The organism is Pseudomonas sp. 382, assembly GCF_002759075.1.
Classification (GTDB): Bacteria; Pseudomonadota; Gammaproteobacteria; order Pseudomonadales; family Pseudomonadaceae; genus Aquipseudomonas; species Aquipseudomonas vlassakiae.
Genome location: NZ_PEMX01000019.1, coordinates 54671 through 70955, shown reverse-complemented (window position 1 = coordinate 70955; position 16285 = coordinate 54671). Strand labels below are relative to the sequence as shown.

The window sequence follows — 16285 nt, the reverse complement described above, 5'->3', positions numbered from 1 at the left end:
ATTGGATCCCGCCACCTTAACAAAATTTTTCACGGCGGACCTAGCGTAAAACTTCCTACAGAAACGTCTGACGCTCATGACGCGGCTGTCGTGCCACTTCCCCCGCACTGCCCTCACCCACCAGGCGCCCCAGCAGATGCCACAACGCCGCCTTGTCAGCCGCCGGCAACCGCCGGAACGCGCCCAGCAGACCGGTTTCATCTGCCGACAGGCTTTCCAGCGGCGCCGGAGTGCGCTCCCCGCTGAGCACATACAGCGCATCCACGCCCTTGGTCGCCAGCGCTGCCAGGTAATCCGCCCGAGGCGTGCGCTCGCCACTTTCGTATTTGCCCTGAGCGTTGGGTTCGACGCCGCCGATATCACCAAATACCCGCTGGGTCATGCCCAGCCGTTCACGCTCTTCTCGCAGCCGTGGGCCGATTCCTTTCATATGGCGTTCTCCTTGTTCCTGTGCCGTCATGGGCTACCTGCTCACAATCCCGAGAGCAGCTGCAGACTGTGCGGTCACTATGCCCATCGCCGACCTTCGTCGCAAGCCAGTATTGCGCCACCACCGCGACCTGGGAGGCCTTGATTTACAGGGATCTTAGCCGTCCCAGCGGTGTAGTTCAGGCCGACCAAGCCGAGGGAGGAACCAGCAGAACGCCACGTCCTTGGCGTCACTTTACCGCCATTCATGGCGCTATCAATTTTTTGACGCCCAACTAACAACAACTTTAAGTTATTGATTTTTAAGAGTTTTTAAACTTTAACAAGCACCAATTAAATTAATTTCAAATAACCCAATATCAGCGCTTGCAATAAAATTAAAAACGCCCTTAGGCTGTAAAAAGACCACTAAGAAACAGCCTGCAACGCCATTTCGAGCGCGGCTTACTTCTGCGCGTCTGCCATTCGACAACTTCATGAACGATGTATCTCGGCCGGCTTTGCCGTGCCCCAGGGAGAGGGACGTATGAACATCAGTATCTTTGGACTTGGCTATGTAGGCGCAGTCTGCGCGGGGTGCCTGTCGGCCCGCGGCCATCACGTGCTGGGGGTGGACATTTCTCCGGCAAAAATCGAACTGATCAACCAGGGCAAATCGCCGATTGTCGAGCCAGGCCTGGAACAACTGCTGCAGGACGGTGTCAGCACAGGCCGCCTGCGCGGCACCACCGACGTGCAGGCAGCGATCCTCGCCAGCGACCTGTCGCTGCTGTGCGTCGGCACCCCGAGCAAGAAGAACGGCGACCTGGACCTGGTGTACATGGAGGCGGTCTGCCGGGAAATCGGCACCGCCCTGCGCGACAAGGCCAACCGCCACACCGTGGTGGTCCGCAGCACCGTGCTGCCAGGCACGGTAAAGAACGTGGTGATCCCGATCCTGGAGCAATACTCGGGTAAAAAAGCCGGCGTCGACTTCGGCGTGGCGGTCAACCCGGAATTCCTCCGCGAAAGCACGGCCATCCAGGACTATGACTTCCCGGCCATGACGGTGATCGGCGAACTGGACAGCCAGTCGGGTGACCTGCTCGAGTCGCTGTACAACGGCCTTGAGGCACCGGTGATCCGCAAGTCGATCGAAGTCGCCGAGATGATCAAGTACACCTGCAACGTGTGGCACGCGACCAAGGTCACCTTCGCCAACGAGATCGGCAACATTGCCAAGGCTGCCGGCGTCGATGGCCGCGAGGTGATGGATGTGGTGTGCCAGGACCACAAGCTCAACCTGTCCCGCTACTACCTGCGCCCGGGCTTCGCTTTCGGCGGCTCGTGCCTGCCCAAGGACGTGCGCGCCCTCACCTACCGCGCTGCCAGCCTGGATGTGAAGGCGCCGCTGCTCGACTCGCTGATGGCCAGCAATGCCTCGCAGGTGCAAAACGCCTTCGACCTCATCGAGCGCCAGGACAAACGCAAGATCGCCCTGCTGGGCCTGGCCTTCAAGGCCGGCACCGACGACCTGCGCGAAAGCCCGCTGGTGGATCTGGCCGAGCGCCTGATCGGCAAGGGCTACCAGTTGCACATCTTCGACGAGAACGTCGAATACGCCCGCGTGCACGGGGCCAACAAGGAGTACATCGAAGCGAAGATCCCCCATGTTTCGTCGCTGCTGCACAGCGACCTGCAGCAGGTGATCGATGACGCCGAGGTGATCGTCCTGGGCAACAACGACCCACGCTTTGCCAGCGCCCTGCAAAGCGGCCACGGCAAGCAGGTGATCGACCTGGTCGGCTTCATGCCCGGCCTGAGCGACAGCCACAGCCAAGGCATCTGCTGGTAACCGACCCGGCACCCACCGCGCACCACCTGCCATTGGCCCAGGCCTCGGCGGGGTGGCGCGCGGGCACCGCAAAAACAGGAGTCAAGCCGACATGGATCGACAGCAACCGCCCTTCGTGGCCCCCGGTTACCTGCGCGCAGGCGCCAGCTTCTTCGGCTGGGCGTGCCTCGCCGGGTTGATTGCGCTGGCGTCGGAAATGGTCGCGCCGCAGTACCTGGACCCGGACCACCACCTGTTCATCTTCATCATCGGCACGCTGGGCATGTGGCGCTACGGCAATGCCGTGGTCCACTACCTGCGCGGCATGTACTTCCTGCACTGGAAGTTTCCGCGCCTGCGTCGTCAGGTCGAGCGCCTGGGCGATGCTGCGCTGCCCTCGCACATGTTCATGGTGGTGACCAGCTTCCGCATCCCGACCACCACCACCTTCAAGGTCTACCAGTCGGTGTTCCAGGAAGTGCAACGGCTGAACGTGCCCTGCACGGTCATCGCGTCGATCGTCGAGAAAGGCGACGAGACCTTCATCAAGCAGATCATGCGCAACGAGGTCAAGGACCGTGACGACATCAAGCTGGTGATCGTCCGCGCCCGGGGCACCGGCAAGCGTGACGGCCTGGCCCATGCCTTCCGCGCGTTGTCGCGGCAGATGCCGCTGAGTGACGCCGTGGTCGGCGTGGTCGACGGCGACACCATGATGCTGCCTGGCTGTGTCGAGCGAGCGGTCAAGCTGTTCGCCGTGCTGCCAGACGTGGGCGGCCTGACCACCAACGAATTCTGCGAAGTCGAGGGCAGCCGCTGGATGCGCCAGTGGCACTCGATGCGCTTCGTCCAGCGCCACATCAACATGTGCTCGATGGCGCTGTCGCACCGGGTGCTGACCCTGACCGGGCGGCTGTCGTTCTTCCGCGCCGAAGTGATGACCGACCCCGAGTTCATCCGCGACGTCGAGGCCGACTTCCTCGAACACTGGCGCCTGGGCCGCTTCCAGTTCCTTACCGGGGACGACAAGTCGAGCTGGCTGAGCCTGATGCGCGCTGGCTGGAATACCTTCTACGTGCCCGACAGCCATACCCTGACCGTCGAGCATCCGCCCAGCGACAGCTTCTGGATCGCCACCCGCCAGCTGATGTTCCGCTGGTACGGCAATTCGCTGCGGCAGAACTTCCGCGCCACTGCCCTGCTCGGCCGGGCCCGCCTGGGGCTGTTCACCCTGTACGTGCTGCTCGACCAACGCGTGTCGATGTGGACCTGCCTGATGGGCCTGACCGCCTCGGTGGTGGCCGGCCTGGTGTTCGGTATCCAGTACCTGCTGGTGTACCTGTTCTGGGTGCTGATCTCGCGCAGCCTGGTGACTGTGCTGTTCGTCTTCGCCGGCCACCCGGTCAGCCCGATGTACCCCTTCGTTCTTTATTACAACCAGATCGTCGGTTCGCTGATGAAGGTCTACGCGATGTTCCACATGGACCAGCAAAGCTGGACGCGACAGAAGACCACCCTGGCCACTGGCAGCGTCGACTTCGACGCCAGCCTCAACCGCTGGTCCTCGAAGGCGATGCTGTGCTCGTCGATCGCGATCTTCTTCGGGGTCATCACCGTTCTCCTAGAACTCTCGCAACGTTAAGGAAAGGCGCCTGCACATGAGTACCACGAACATTCCCGCGGCCCCGGGCAAGACAGCGGCCAACATCGTCCACGAGGCGGTCGACGAGCGCCAGTACGTGCGCACCCGGATGAACGCACGGGTGCGCCTGGCCAGTGCCGGCCAGGCCCCGTTCGAAGTCGCCCTGCAGGATATTTCCCTGGGCGGGCTGGGCCTGATCCACGACGCGCCGCTGAACGTCGGCACCCTGTACGACGCCTCGATCCGCTTGCGCCTGAACCAGGTCGACCTGAACATCGACAGCAAGATCCGCATCGTCTCCCAGCGTGGCAGCGAAGTGGGCGCGCAGTTCGTCGAACTCGATGCACAGAAGCGCGACATCCTGCGCTACCTGATCAGCGCCTATATGTCCGGCGAGATCGCCGACATCAACGGCCTGTTCAATGTCATGCAGCGCGAGAACTACATCAAGGAACGCAAGCACAAGTACGCCAGCGCACGCACCCCGGGCGCCCGCCTCAAGGCCCTGACCGGCACCTTGCTGTACACCGCCGCTGGCATCGCCGCGCTGGCCTTCGTCGGCTACAAGGGCTACCTGCTGTTCTTCCGCATCCCGGCGCTGCAGGCCCAGGTGGCGACCAACGCCCAGGTCATCAGCATGCCCGACAACGGCTATGTGAAGTACCTGCTGCCCGCCGGCGCCACCGAAGTGCAGGCCGGCCAGCCGCTGGCCAGCATCTCCACGCAGCTGGCCACCAGTTTCACCAGCCCGGCCGACATGAAGGCGGTCGCCGACCTGTCGCCGGGTGACCTGCAGACCCTGCTCGGCCGCGCCACCATCGAGACCGTGATCAACAGCCCGTGCGATTGCACGGTCTACTACCCGAACCAGCGCCTGGACGGCTACGGCTATAAAGAAGCCGCGCTGATGCACCTGCTGCCCAGGGACCAGGGCCTGTTCGTACGCGCCAATGTGCCGTTCGACAAGCTCGCCGATGTCGACCGGGTGAAGTCGGTGGACATGCAGGTGTTCGGCCTCGACCAGCACTACAGTGGCAAGGTGGTCGACGCACGGGTCGATGAGGTCAACCGCAACCTGGCGCTGACCATCCAGCCTGACAGCCCGTTGCCGGCGGCGGCCTACCAGAAAGCGGTAGCGGTCGACCTGTTCATGGGCCTGCCGTTCGGCGCAGCGCGCTAAACGGCCGAGGACGATGACGCCATGACCGCCAATATGCCCCCACGCCTGCTGCTGGCTGGCCTGGCCCTGGCCTGCGCCAGCTCGGCCAGCGCCGGGCAGAGCCTGGAGCAGATCCGTTACGCGCTGTACAAGGACCCGTCGGCCGAGGTCACCACCGACCTGCGCGAACTGGCTGCCCGTGGCGACCTGGCCAGTACCCTGCTGCTGGGTGATGTGCTGGCCGGGCGCGAAGATGCCAGCCGCGCAGAAGTGGTGGCGCTGTATCAGAAGGCCTTTGCCGACGGCCATGGCATGGTCCCGGCACTGGCTTCGCTGGCCCGCCTGATCGACCGCACCCCGAGCCTGCGCGAGACGCTGCGGCCGTGGATGGCCCAGGCACTGACGCGCTACCCGGCCAACCTCGACCCACGCAACACCAGCACCACGCTGGAAGTGTTCCTGACCTACCCGGAGCTGGTCGACACCGCCCAGGCGGCGCAGTTGCTGGCCCTGTACGAACAGGCCTGCCTGCTCAACTGCCGCCCCGAGCTGTACCACGCCGTGCTTGCCGAACGCCAGGGCGACCGTGCCAGCGCCGAGCGCTGGTATCGCCAGGCGGTGCGCGTGGACGTGCGCGCCCTGGACCGCTACTACGCGTTCCTCGGCGAACAGCAGGACCGCCTGTTCCCGCCCTTCGCCGACCAGCTCGAGCCTGAACGCGAGCAGTTGCCGGTGGAGATCATCCACCGCGTCGCCGCGCTGCTCGACAGCATCACCAGCGTGCAGCGCGCCGAACAGGAAGCCGACCGCTACGACAACCAGGCCAGCGCACCTGGCGCCGAAAAGCTGCCACCGACGCCCGAGCAACAGGCGCGAGAAAAGGCGCAGGACGACGCACTGAACCTGGCTACCGCCCGCGTCCAGCGCTGGCGCGATGTGGCCGTGGCCCGTGGCTTCGTGCCGGCCATGGTGTCCAAGGCCAACTACATGATCTCCAACCCGACCGAACACAACGCCGAAGAAACCCAGGCGCTGATCGACCAGGTGCGCGAGCGCGAACCCACCCGGGCCAAGGCCTTGCAGGCGCAGTTCTACATGGTCAACAACTGGTTGACCCTGGACCCGGACAAAGCCCGCGCCCTGATCGAGGAACTGCGCGCCAGCGGCTACCCCGGTGCCGGCCTGCTGCTGGGTGAGTACTACAGCAAGGGCGTCGAAGACCAGCCTGACCAGGAAAAGGCCTTGGCGCTGTTCCAGGCCGAAGCCGACAAGGGCAACACCGCCGCCTGGTACCGCATGGCCACCCTGCACGCCTACGGCCGTGCCCTGTGCCACGACCCGGTCAAGGCCTACACCTATGCCCGCGTCGCCCTCGACCTGGGTGAACGCAGCGCGCGCAGCCTGATCAGGCGCCTGGAAAAGACCCTGCCAAAGGATGATATCGAGCGTGCCCTGGCCGCTCGCAACGGGCTGTTCAAGGAGGCCACCCTGTGAAAGCGCATCACCCCCTGTTCGGCGCCCTGCTGGCCCTGGCGCCGCTGCCGGCGGCGTTCGCCGCAGAAGAAATCACCGGCCCCGAGGCCGACAGCAATGAACCGGTGCGCGTCACGGCACTGGATGGCAGCGAGCCGGTGATCACCTCGGAAGTGTTCAACAAGCTCACCGTACAGACCGGCTACGGCCCTGAAGACTCCCAGGTCGGCAGCGACCGCGAGATGTTCTACAGCCTGCGTTACGAGCCGTCGTTCGCTTGGTATTCGCCGGAAAAGCGCTGGGCCAAATGGATGGTCTATGGCCGCCTGTGGTTGAACTATGACTCCAGCCAGTCGAGCAACCTGACCAACGAAGCGTCCAACGCCAACGAACGCGAGCAGCCCGAAGGCTGGTACGCCGAACTGCGCGAGTTGTACGTCAAGCGCAACCTGATCGGCGACGACCCGCGCTTCTCTGCATCGTTCGGCCGCCAGCGCTTCTATGACGACTATGGCATCTGGTGGGATGACAGCCTCGAGTCGCTGCGTTTCAACTATCAGGACACCTTCAGCGAGGGGTTCTTCGCCGTCGGGCAGAAGTTCCATAACTACAACACCGACGTCAACCGCCTGGCCGACAGCGAGGAGCGCACCACCTACCTGATGGGCCAGTACGCCTACCGCTGGAGCCAGAACAACCAGGTCGGTGTGCGCCTGATGCACGAGAACGACCACAGCGGCCACGACGCCGACGACCGCTACGACTTCAAGGGCATGCGCTACGGGCTGTTCTTCAAGGGCGACAACCTCGCCTACCCGGTGCTCAGCGACTACCACCTGGAACTGGCGGCGCTGGACGGCAAGATGGACAACACCGACGGCAACGGCGTCACCAGCACCGGCCACAGCAGCAAGGGCTGGGCGGTCCTCGGCGAACTCGGCAAGCGCTTTGACGATCTGGCCTGGACTCCGCGCGTGGCACTGCGAGGGGGCCTGACCGACAAGCCCGGCGACGAGAACGACGGCTTCCGCCTGAACGCCATCCAGTCCGACCGCATCACCCGCACCGGCTCCTACAGCACGCGCCTGACCAGCTCGTTCGTCGCCCTCGACCTGCGCAACCTGAGCTACTACGGCTTTGCCGTGGAGACCCGCCCCACCCCGCGCAGCGCGCTGGACCTGCGGGTGACCCAGCTGGACCTGCGCGATGCCGACGGCACCTTGCCGATCCGCATGAACGGCGACCAGCGTTCGCAGCGCAATCGCGCCATCAACCAGGGCAGCAATGGCAACGGGCGCAATGTCGGGCAGATGGTCGACCTCAACTACTACTGGAAGATGTTTCCGGTGGCTATCGATGGCAAGCACCTGGACGTCAACGCGCTGGTCAGTGCCAGTTACCTCAATGCCGGCAGTGCATTGCAAACCGGTGATGACTACCAGCTGAGCGTCGGCGTGGTGATCAGTTACTAAGGAAGGGCCGTGCCATGATCTTCGCCTCCAATGTGTTCCTGTTCCTGTATCTGCCGCTGTTCCTGGCCGTGTATTTCCTGGCCAAGGCGCAGTGGCGTTCGACGGTGATCGTGGCCGCCAGCTACATTTTCTACGCCTGGTGGCGGCCGGACTTCCTCCTGCTGTTCGTCGGCATCACCTATTGGAATTACTGGTTCGGCCTGCGCATCAAGGCACGCCTGGATGCCGGCGACAAGCGCCTGGCCCTGCGTCTGCTGTGGGTCGGAGTGGCCGGCAACCTGTCGACCCTGGGCTACTTCAAGTACGCCAACTTCGGCGCCGAGGTGCTGGCCTTGCTGCTGGCGCCGCTGGGCATCAACACCTGGACGCTGGAAAACATCTTCCTGCCGCTGGGCATCTCGTTCTACGTGTTCCATGCCCTGAGCTACATCGTCGACATCTACCGCAAGGACGCGACGCCAACCCGCAACTTCATCGACTTCGCCGCTTTCGTCGCGCTGTTCCCGCACCTGGTGGCCGGGCCGATCCTGCGCTACAGCCAGCTGGCGCCGCAGCTGCGCGAGCGTAGCCATTCGCTGGAGCTGTTTTCGCTGGGCGTGTGCCGCTTCATGCTCGGCTTCATCATGAAGGTGCTGATCGCCGACCGCCTGGCCCCGATCAACGTGCTGTTCGTCAGCGAAGGCACGCTGCAGTTCAGCGATGCCTGGTTCGGCCTGGTGATATCCACCCTGCAGTTGTACTTCGACTTCGCCGGCTACAGCCACATGGCCCTGGGCCTGGCGCTGATGATGGGCTTCCGCTTCCCGGAGAACTTCAACCAGCCCTACGTGGCGCAGAGCATTACCGAGTTCTGGGCACGCTGGCACATGACCCTGGCGCATTTCCTGCGCGACTACGTGTACATGCCGCTGGTGCGCAAGCGCGTGGCCGGCGCCTTGCCGGCGCTGATCTGGACCATGCTGCTGTCGGGCCTGTGGCACGGCGCGAGTTTCGCCTTCATCTGCTGGGGGCTGTTCTTCGGCGTGGGCATGGTCATCGAACGCAAGTTCAACCTGGCGACCAAGGTCACCACGCCCTACCACCCAGGCCGCAACCTGCGCACCGGGGTGCTGATCCTGCTGAGCATGCCGCTGTTCTTCACCATGGACCTGCGCCACAGCATCGACATCTACAAGGCACTGTTCGGCTTCAACGGCTTCGGCTCGCTGGAACTGTACGTGCTCGGTGCCTCGAAAATGGCCATGGCCTTTGCCCTGGTGGCGCTGGCCTGGCTGGTGCTGGCCGGGATCAACAACGTGCGTTTCTACGCCGGCAACAAGGAAGGTTATTTCATGCGCCACGTGGGCGCGCTGCACAGTGTGCTGCTGTGGGGCGGCTTTCTGCTGGCGCTCAGCAGCCTGGCGGCCAACTCGTTCTCACCCTTCCTGTATTTCCAGTTCTAGGAGCCTGCCATGTACCCGGTGATGAATTCGGCCAGCAAGGCCAATGGCATTCTGTTCGCGGTGGTGCTGGCGGCGATGTTCATCTATTCGCTGCCGCCGGTGTTCAGCTTTGCCCGCACCTCGACCGACACCTGGAACCTGTTCGTCGATGGCAAGCTGCTGCGTAAGTTCGAGCAGGCCTACGACAGGCGCTTCTTCCTGCGTGAGCCGTCGGTGGAACTGTGGGCCGATGCCCAGTTTTACTTGTTTGGCGAAGGCACCAAGGGTGTGGTGCTGGGCAAGGATGGCTGGCTCTACACCAACCAGGAATACCGCGTGCCCAACGACCTTGACGCCAACGTCGCCAGCCAACTGGAACAAATCGCCAAGGTCCGCACGCAACTGGCCGAGCACGGCAAGCAGTTGGTGATCCTGCCGCTGCCGATGAAGCTGGATGTGTACGCGGCGCATGCCGAGCATGCCTTCGACCCACGGGTGACCAGCCTCTACGACCACTTCGTCGGTGAGCTGCAAAACCGCCATCTGGACGTGGTGCCGCTACGCGCCGCGTTCCTCGCCAACCTCGAAGGCCCGCCGCTGTTCCTCAAGTCCGACACCCACTGGAGCCCGGAAGGCGCGCGGCTGTCGGCCTACGAACTGGCACGCCAGCGCCCGCAACTGCTGGGCGACCAGGTGTACGTGTCGCGCAAGGCCGGTGAGAAGAGCATCAAGGGCGACCTGATGAATTACATCCAGTTCGACCATGCGCGCCTGGCGCCGCAGTTCGGCCCCAACCCGATCGCCTTGTACGAAACCCTCAAGGCCAAACAAGGCGCCGACGACCTGTTCGCCGAGGCAAACCAGAGCCTGCTGCTGGTCGGCACCAGCTACAGCAAGATCGACGACTGGAACTTTGTCGGCTTCCTCAAGGAGGCACTCAACCGCGACCTGTTGAGCATTGCCGTGGAAGCCCGCGGCCCGTTCGAGGCGATGAGCCAGTTCCTTGCCAGTGACGAGCTGGCCAACACGCAGATCGACACCGTGGTCTGGGAATTCCCCCTGCGCACCTTGCTCGCCCACCGCCCCGGCTCGCTCAGCCGCAGCGCGGCGCCCCAGCATTTCTGACGATTCAAGGAGAGCCTGATGAAACTTGCCCCACTGTTCACCGCCATCGCCCTGGCCGCTGCCAGCCAGGCTGCGCTGGCCGCCGAAGGCAACGCCGACCTGTACGATGCCGTGGCCCCGGCCGACTCGGCGTTCGTCCGGGTGCTGAACCTGTCCGACCGCAACATCGACGTCACCCTCAGCGGCAAGGTCAACCCGCAACGGGTTGCCGCCGGCCAGCTCAGCGGCTACCGCTTCACCCCTGCCGGCCCGCACAAGATCGCCGTCGGCAGCCAGTCGATCGAACCGCAGCTAAAGGCCAACGCGGCCAGTACGGTGGTCTACGACGGCAAGCAGCTGAAACTGATCAGCGACAAGTATGTCAACGAGCCGAAGAAGGCGCAGATCGCCTTCTACAACCTGACCGCCAACCAGGCGACGCTGAAAACCTCCGATGGCAAGCATGACGTGGTCGAGGCCATTGGCAATGGCGAGACCGGCACGCGCATGGTCAATGAGATCAAGATCGACTTCGCCGCCTACCAGCAGGACACCAAGGTCGCCAGCTTCGACGAGCAGTTCCTCAAGAAGGGCCGCTCGTACAGCTATGTGCTGCTGCCCGGCAACCGCAGCATGACCATCGCCAACAGCATCGACCCGACCGAGTGATGAATGCCCTGCAAGGATGAATGGCACATGAAGACCCTTGTTCCTTTTGGCCTGAGCGCTGCCCTGGCCTTGTTCAGCCTGCCCGGCCAGGCCGCGCAGCCGGCCCAGGCTGCCCAGGTGGCCGGGCCTGGCTGCGAGAACCTGCAGTGCATGGTTTGCCCGGCCTTGAGCGACCCGCAACGCTATGCCGAGGGGCGCATGAAACTGATGCGCGAGATCGTGCCTGGCAAGGACCGCTGGCTGTTCCGCTCGGCCGTCGACCTGACCAATGACTTCGGCATCCCCGCGCCGATGCGCCCGGAGTTTGCCCGCCTGATGCAGGCGTTCGAGCGCCAGGGCATCCATGTGGCCATGGCGATCCAGCCCACCCGCGGGCTGATGCACCGCGACAAGCTGTTCGCCGACCAGTTGCACGGTTTCGACTATGCCCGCGCCAGCAACAACCTTGCCGCCTATCTCGGCCAGTTGCGCCAGGGCGGCGCGGTGGTGGCGCCGATGATGCAGCTGGTGCAGCAACCGCCGAAGGGCGAGTACTTCTTCCGCCGCGACCACCACTGGACACCCACCGGCGCCGAAGCCACGGCGAAACTGATGGCCGAGGAGATCCGCCGCCAGCCGTTCTATGCCGGGCTGACCAAGAAGGCGTACCGCACCGAGCCGGGCGTGATGGTGCCCAAGGACGGCACCATGAACCTGGCGCTGAGCAGCATCTGCGGCAACAACTATGGTTTCCAGTACGTGCGTGGCTACCAGACCATCCCGGTGGCCGCAGGCGCCGACGCGCTGTTCGACGAGGCACCGGACCCGGAAGTGATCCTGGTCGGCGACAGTAACGCCGCTGCCCGTGAGGACGAGAGCAAGCAGTTCAACTTCGACGGCTACCTGAAGCAGTACCTGAATGTCGACATCCTCAACTACGCCCTGCCTGGGGTGGGTGAAGATGGCTCGCTGCTGGAGTACCTGTTGTCCAGCGACTACAAGCCCAAGGCGCCGCCCAAGCTGATCGTCTGGGAGCTGCCGGCCAACTACCGGCTCGATTCGCCGCTGATGTATCGCCAGCTGGTGCCGGCAGTCCAGGGTGGGTGCTCGGCAAACAGGGAAGTACTTGGCTCGAAACTGCAGCGCCCGGCGTTGCAGGTGGGCGAGCGCATCGAGCTGCTGAGCAATGCCGGCAGCGGGCGCCAGGCGCTGTCGAAAGGCTTTCTCGACATTCGCCTGAGCGACAAGAACGTCAAGGACTTCTACATCATCGTCTATTACGACAATGGGGCGCGGGACAAGGTGTGGTTCCGCCGCGAGGCGGCGGTGACCGGTGGCCAGTACTACCTGGAGCTGAGCAAGGCACCGGAGTTTGCCGGGGCCAACCTGTTGTCGGTGTTCATGGAGCCGACCAAGGCCGGGACTGTGGCGACCGATGTGGAGACCCGGCTATGTCTGTAATACCGCTGATTGGGTCCGCGTTGCGGCCCTTCGCGGGCACGCCCGCTCCCACACCGACCACCTCAACCTCACAAATCCCTGTGGGAGCGGGCATGCTCGCGAAGGGCTGCAAAGCAGCCCCGGTCCTGCTCATGATGTTTCTGATGAGCCCACTGACACAGGCGGCGCAATCCATCTGGCCCGCCCACAGCACTCCGCAGTCGGCCATGATCGCCGACTACCGCACCCTCTCCTGCACCAGGGAACCGCCCGCGCCCTACACCGGCAGCTTGCGCCTGGAAAGCAAGTACGACCAGCGCGACGCCAGCAAGTCGACCCTGCGCAGCAGCCCCGACGCCAACAGCGAGCAGATCGCCAAGCAGGTCAAGCAGTTCGTCGGTGGCCTGATCTACGCCAGCAAACGCTTCCAGGGCGCCAAGAAACCTCAGGACGCCAACATGGCCCTGGCCTGCCAGGACCAGTGGCTGCAACACTGGGCCGAAGCCGGCGCCCTGCTCAACCCGGATGCCAGCGGCACCGGCATGGCCGCGCGCAAATGGGCGCTGGCGGCCATGGCCGGTGCCGTGCTGCTGACCCAGTCGGCCGCCGACGGCAAGCTGCAACTGAACGAAACGCAGCGCAGCTGGTTCACCCGCCTCGGCGAGCAGGTGATCCGTGAGTACGACCCGCGCCGCAGCACCAGCGGTGTGTACTTCAACAACCACGACTACTGGGCAGCCTGGGCCGTGGCCGCCACCGGCATGCTGGTCGGCCGCGACGACTTCATCCAGTGGGCCGACGGCAACCTGCGCCGTGCCCTGGCCCAGGCCGTGCGCGCCAACAACGGTAACTACGCCTATCTGCCGCTGGAAGTGGCGCGCAGCAAGCTGGCGGCCAACTACAGCCAGTACGCCCTGGTGCCGCTGGTGCTGCTGGCCGAGTCGGCACGTGCCAATAACCTGCCGTGGAGCCACGACGACCAGCAGACCCTCGACCAGCTGGCCAGCTTCGCTGCCCGCACGGTGCTCGCCCCAGGTGAGCTGCCCGAACTCAAGGGCCAACCCCAGGCGGACGTGGCACCCTACAAACTGGCCTGGCTGATCCCGTTCCTGCAACGCAACCCCGGCCATGCACTGGCGCGCCAGCTGTACGACAGCGAAGACGGCGAGGTGGACAACTACAGCCAGCTCGGCGGCCCGATCAAAGCGTTCTACCCCCCATTGCCCGGATCAAGGAGCTGACCCATGGCTGCCCTCGCCCGCTTTTCCCTCACTTGCCTGGCCGCCTTGTGCCTGGCCGGCGCTGCCCACGCCGCCAGCCAAGCGCTGCCGGTCAACCAGACCATGGACACCCTGCCCGGTGAGCAACGCCAGCTCAAGGTCGAGCAGCTGCGCCAGCAGGTGCGCCAGGCCGTGGCCTTCCAGCAGGCCGAGCGGCCACGCCCGGCCGGGCGCGCCAGCGTCAGCCTGCAGCCAATGTTCTCGTCCCAGGCCGGCAGCTGGCCGTTCGAGCCATTCGTCAACAATGGCCTGTTCCGCGCCATCGCCGGTTACCAGGCGCACCACCCGCAAGTGGTGATGCTGCGCGGTGGCAGCATCACCCTGGCGCAGTTGCACGACGCCCTGAATGATCCACGCATCCTCAAGCGCTACAAGGACGGCTACCTGCTCAGCTACCCGCTGATGATCGCCAGCGATGCCGGACTGGTGCTCGAAGGCACCAGCCTGTACCTCTCGAGTTTCTCCGGCACGGCGCTGATCAACCAGGGCTGGCTCGGGCTCAACCAGTCCAGCCTGGAGAGCATGGCCGGCGACAAGCCGGGCAGCACCGACCGGGCCTGGCGGCCGTTCGTGGTGGCCTGGGCCGGCAGCCATACCCAGGTGATCGGCTCGACGCTCAAGCGCCTGGGCTACAACGCCAACCTCTCCCGTGGCCTGACCACCGCCTTGAGCACCCAGCAGGCGGCCAGCACGCGCCCGGCCACGCTGATCATCCGCGACAGCCAGTTCAGCGAGATGTCCAGCGCGGTGGAGCTGCAACACAGCCAGGCGACCATCACCGGCAGCCAGTTCGGGCAGTCGCAGCAATACGCCATCGATGTGCAGAACAGCCAGGTCAGGCTGCAGGGCAACCAGCTGCGCGGCATCGACAACAACAGTGGCGTGCGCCTGCGTGGCCAGACCCGCGCCCTGGTCGAAGGCAATCTGATCCTCGGCGCGACCAAGGCCGCCATCGAAGTCAGCGAGCAACAAGGCGCAGTGCTGCTGGCCGGCAACCGCATCGGCGACAGCCGTGGCAACGGCATCCAGCTGCGCGACCTGGCACCCACTGCAACGGCACCGCTGGTGATCGACGACAACCTGCTGGCCAGCAGCCAGGGCAGCGCGGTGGATGCCAGCGAGGTGGGCGCGGTGGCGCTGCTCGACAACCGCATCGGTAATACCGCGGAATATGCCATCAGCCTGCGCAATGCCACGCCGCTGGCCGGGCCCTTGCTGCTCAGCGGCAATCGCCTGGGCCGGGTCGGCAAGGCGCTGGTGCGGGTCGAGGGTGTGCGGGATGTGGTGCTGGGGGGCAACAGCTTCGATGGCAAGCCGTTGCTGCAAAACCTGTTGATCGGCGATTTGTTGCCCTTGCAGGGGCAGTTGCTCGAGGCCACGGTTCGCCAGGGTGAGACTGTGCGTGTGAGGCAGCAGTGATCCAGCATCTGCTGTAACTGCACCGCCCTCTTCGCGGGCTCGCCCGCTCCCACAGGTACTCCACAGCATTCAGAATTGTGGTGATCCTGTGGGAGCGGGCGAGCCCGCGAAGAGGGCGGCACAGGTCAACCGATAACTCGCTGCATCCTCACAAAGCAATCATCCTCACCCATCTCGACAAACCCATGGCGCAGGTACAACTGCCGCGCCGGGTTGCTCCTGAACACCATCAACCTCAAGAGTGGCAAACGCCGCTGCGCCGCCCAGTCTGCCAGGGTTTCCAGCACCTGGCTGCCCACCCCGCGCCCACGCTGCTCCGGCACCAGGTGCAACTCACGAATGAACAATGCCTGCCGGTCCTGGCTGAGGCTGCAGAAACCCAGCACGACCTCCCCTTCCATCACCAGCCATTGCTCGCGCCAGCCCCAGGCTTCGTCGAAGGCCTCCTCGATCCACAACAGGTCGAACTCGCGGTAATAGGGCAACATCGCCCGTCGCGTCAGGTCCCGGGCAAACGTGCACCAGGCATCGCTCGCGGCGATCAGCTCAACGGGCATAGCATACCGGCGAGCTGCCCGGGCCGCGCCGCTCCAGTTCGTCTTCCAGCCAGGCCGCCAGCACCTGGGCATTGTTGTGCCCGGCGTCCTTGCCGGCATACAGCAAGGTCAGGTTGCCTTTGGCGGCGAGGTCCAGCAGCGGATACCAGTGTTCCGGGTGCGCCGCCAGTTCCTGCTGATAGCGCTGGGTGAAACCGGCGAAATCCACCTCGCCCTGATGAAACGCCTTGCGCAAATCAGTGGATGGCGCTACTTCGCGAAACCACTCGCCATGCAGTTGGTCCTTGCGTTTATTGCGCGGCCACAGGCGGTCGACCAGCACGCGCCGGCCATCTTCCTCCTCTGGCGCGTCGTAGACGCGCTTGCAACGAATCATGGGGTTCTCCTGCCTTTACCGTCTGTCTTGAGCCTAGGTAAATCATTGACCG

The 16285-nt window shown here is 64.4% G+C and carries 14 protein-coding genes; 11 read left to right on the top strand and 3 right to left on the bottom strand.

Translation table 11 applies throughout. The annotated features are described in order from the left end of the window. Nucleotides 1-55: 55 nt before the first annotated feature. On the bottom strand, nucleotides 56-430 hold the full coding sequence (locus tag CQW31_RS20180) for a helix-turn-helix domain-containing protein (RefSeq protein ID WP_054884909.1): 375 nt from the start codon (nucleotides 428-430) through the stop codon (nucleotides 56-58). Between the two features lie 525 nt (nucleotides 431-955). Between CQW31_RS20180 and CQW31_RS20175 the strand changes: the two genes are divergently transcribed. From CQW31_RS20175 to CQW31_RS20125, 11 genes are all read left to right on the top strand, one after another. Further along, a complete protein-coding gene (locus CQW31_RS20175) occupies nucleotides 956-2263 on the top strand; it encodes a nucleotide sugar dehydrogenase (protein ID WP_099815233.1) in 1308 nt (435 codons plus the stop codon). Between the two features lie 91 nt (nucleotides 2264-2354). After that, complete coding sequence (locus CQW31_RS20170; protein ID WP_177332377.1) at nucleotides 2355-3884, top strand: glycosyltransferase; 1530 nt, start codon at nucleotides 2355-2357, stop codon at nucleotides 3882-3884. Nucleotides 3885-3900: 16 nt separating this feature from the next. Continuing rightward, nucleotides 3901-5064 (top strand): PilZ domain-containing protein, encoded by a 1164-nt coding sequence (locus CQW31_RS20165; RefSeq protein WP_099815232.1) that lies wholly within the window; start codon nucleotides 3901-3903, stop codon nucleotides 5062-5064. 21 nt (nucleotides 5065-5085) lie between these two features. Next, nucleotides 5086-6537, top strand: coding sequence for a tetratricopeptide repeat protein (locus CQW31_RS20160; protein ID WP_099815231.1), 1452 nt, complete (start codon nucleotides 5086-5088; stop codon nucleotides 6535-6537). Further along, nucleotides 6534-7988: an alginate export family protein gene (locus tag CQW31_RS20155; protein ID WP_099815230.1), complete on the top strand. Its 1455-nt coding sequence runs from the start codon at nucleotides 6534-6536 to the stop codon at nucleotides 7986-7988. Before CQW31_RS20160 ends, CQW31_RS20155 begins: the two co-directional genes overlap by 4 nt. A gap of 14 nt (nucleotides 7989-8002) precedes the next feature. Next, nucleotides 8003-9430, top strand: a complete 1428-nt coding sequence (locus CQW31_RS20150; protein ID WP_054884904.1) for an MBOAT family protein — start codon at nucleotides 8003-8005, stop codon at nucleotides 9428-9430. A 9-nt stretch (nucleotides 9431-9439) separates the two neighbouring features. Further along, nucleotides 9440-10534, top strand: a complete 1095-nt coding sequence (locus CQW31_RS20145; RefSeq protein WP_054884903.1) for an alginate O-acetyltransferase — start codon at nucleotides 9440-9442, stop codon at nucleotides 10532-10534. An 18-nt stretch (nucleotides 10535-10552) separates the two neighbouring features. Next, nucleotides 10553-11182, top strand: coding sequence for an alginate O-acetyltransferase AlgF (locus CQW31_RS20140; RefSeq protein ID WP_054884902.1), 630 nt, complete (start codon nucleotides 10553-10555; stop codon nucleotides 11180-11182). 27 nt (nucleotides 11183-11209) lie between these two features. Then, a complete protein-coding gene (locus CQW31_RS20135) occupies nucleotides 11210-12622 on the top strand; it encodes an alginate biosynthesis protein AlgX (RefSeq protein ID WP_054884901.1) in 1413 nt (470 codons plus the stop codon). A 92-nt stretch (nucleotides 12623-12714) separates the two neighbouring features. After that, nucleotides 12715-13842, top strand: a complete 1128-nt coding sequence (locus CQW31_RS20130) for a polysaccharide lyase (protein ID WP_054884900.1) — start codon at nucleotides 12715-12717, stop codon at nucleotides 13840-13842. A 3-nt stretch (nucleotides 13843-13845) separates the two neighbouring features. After that, nucleotides 13846-15300, top strand: a complete 1455-nt coding sequence (locus CQW31_RS20125; RefSeq protein ID WP_099815229.1) for a right-handed parallel beta-helix repeat-containing protein — start codon at nucleotides 13846-13848, stop codon at nucleotides 15298-15300. Nucleotides 15301-15425: 125 nt separating this feature from the next. Here the strand turns inward: CQW31_RS20125 and CQW31_RS20120 are convergent, their stop codons facing one another. Further along, nucleotides 15426-15857 (bottom strand): GNAT family N-acetyltransferase, encoded by a 432-nt coding sequence (locus CQW31_RS20120; protein WP_054884899.1) that lies wholly within the window; start codon nucleotides 15855-15857, stop codon nucleotides 15426-15428. Further along, nucleotides 15847-16233 (bottom strand): DUF488 domain-containing protein, encoded by a 387-nt coding sequence (locus CQW31_RS20115; RefSeq protein ID WP_054884898.1) that lies wholly within the window; start codon nucleotides 16231-16233, stop codon nucleotides 15847-15849. Before CQW31_RS20115 ends, CQW31_RS20120 begins: the two co-directional genes overlap by 11 nt. Between the last annotated feature and the right edge of the window lie 52 nt (nucleotides 16234-16285).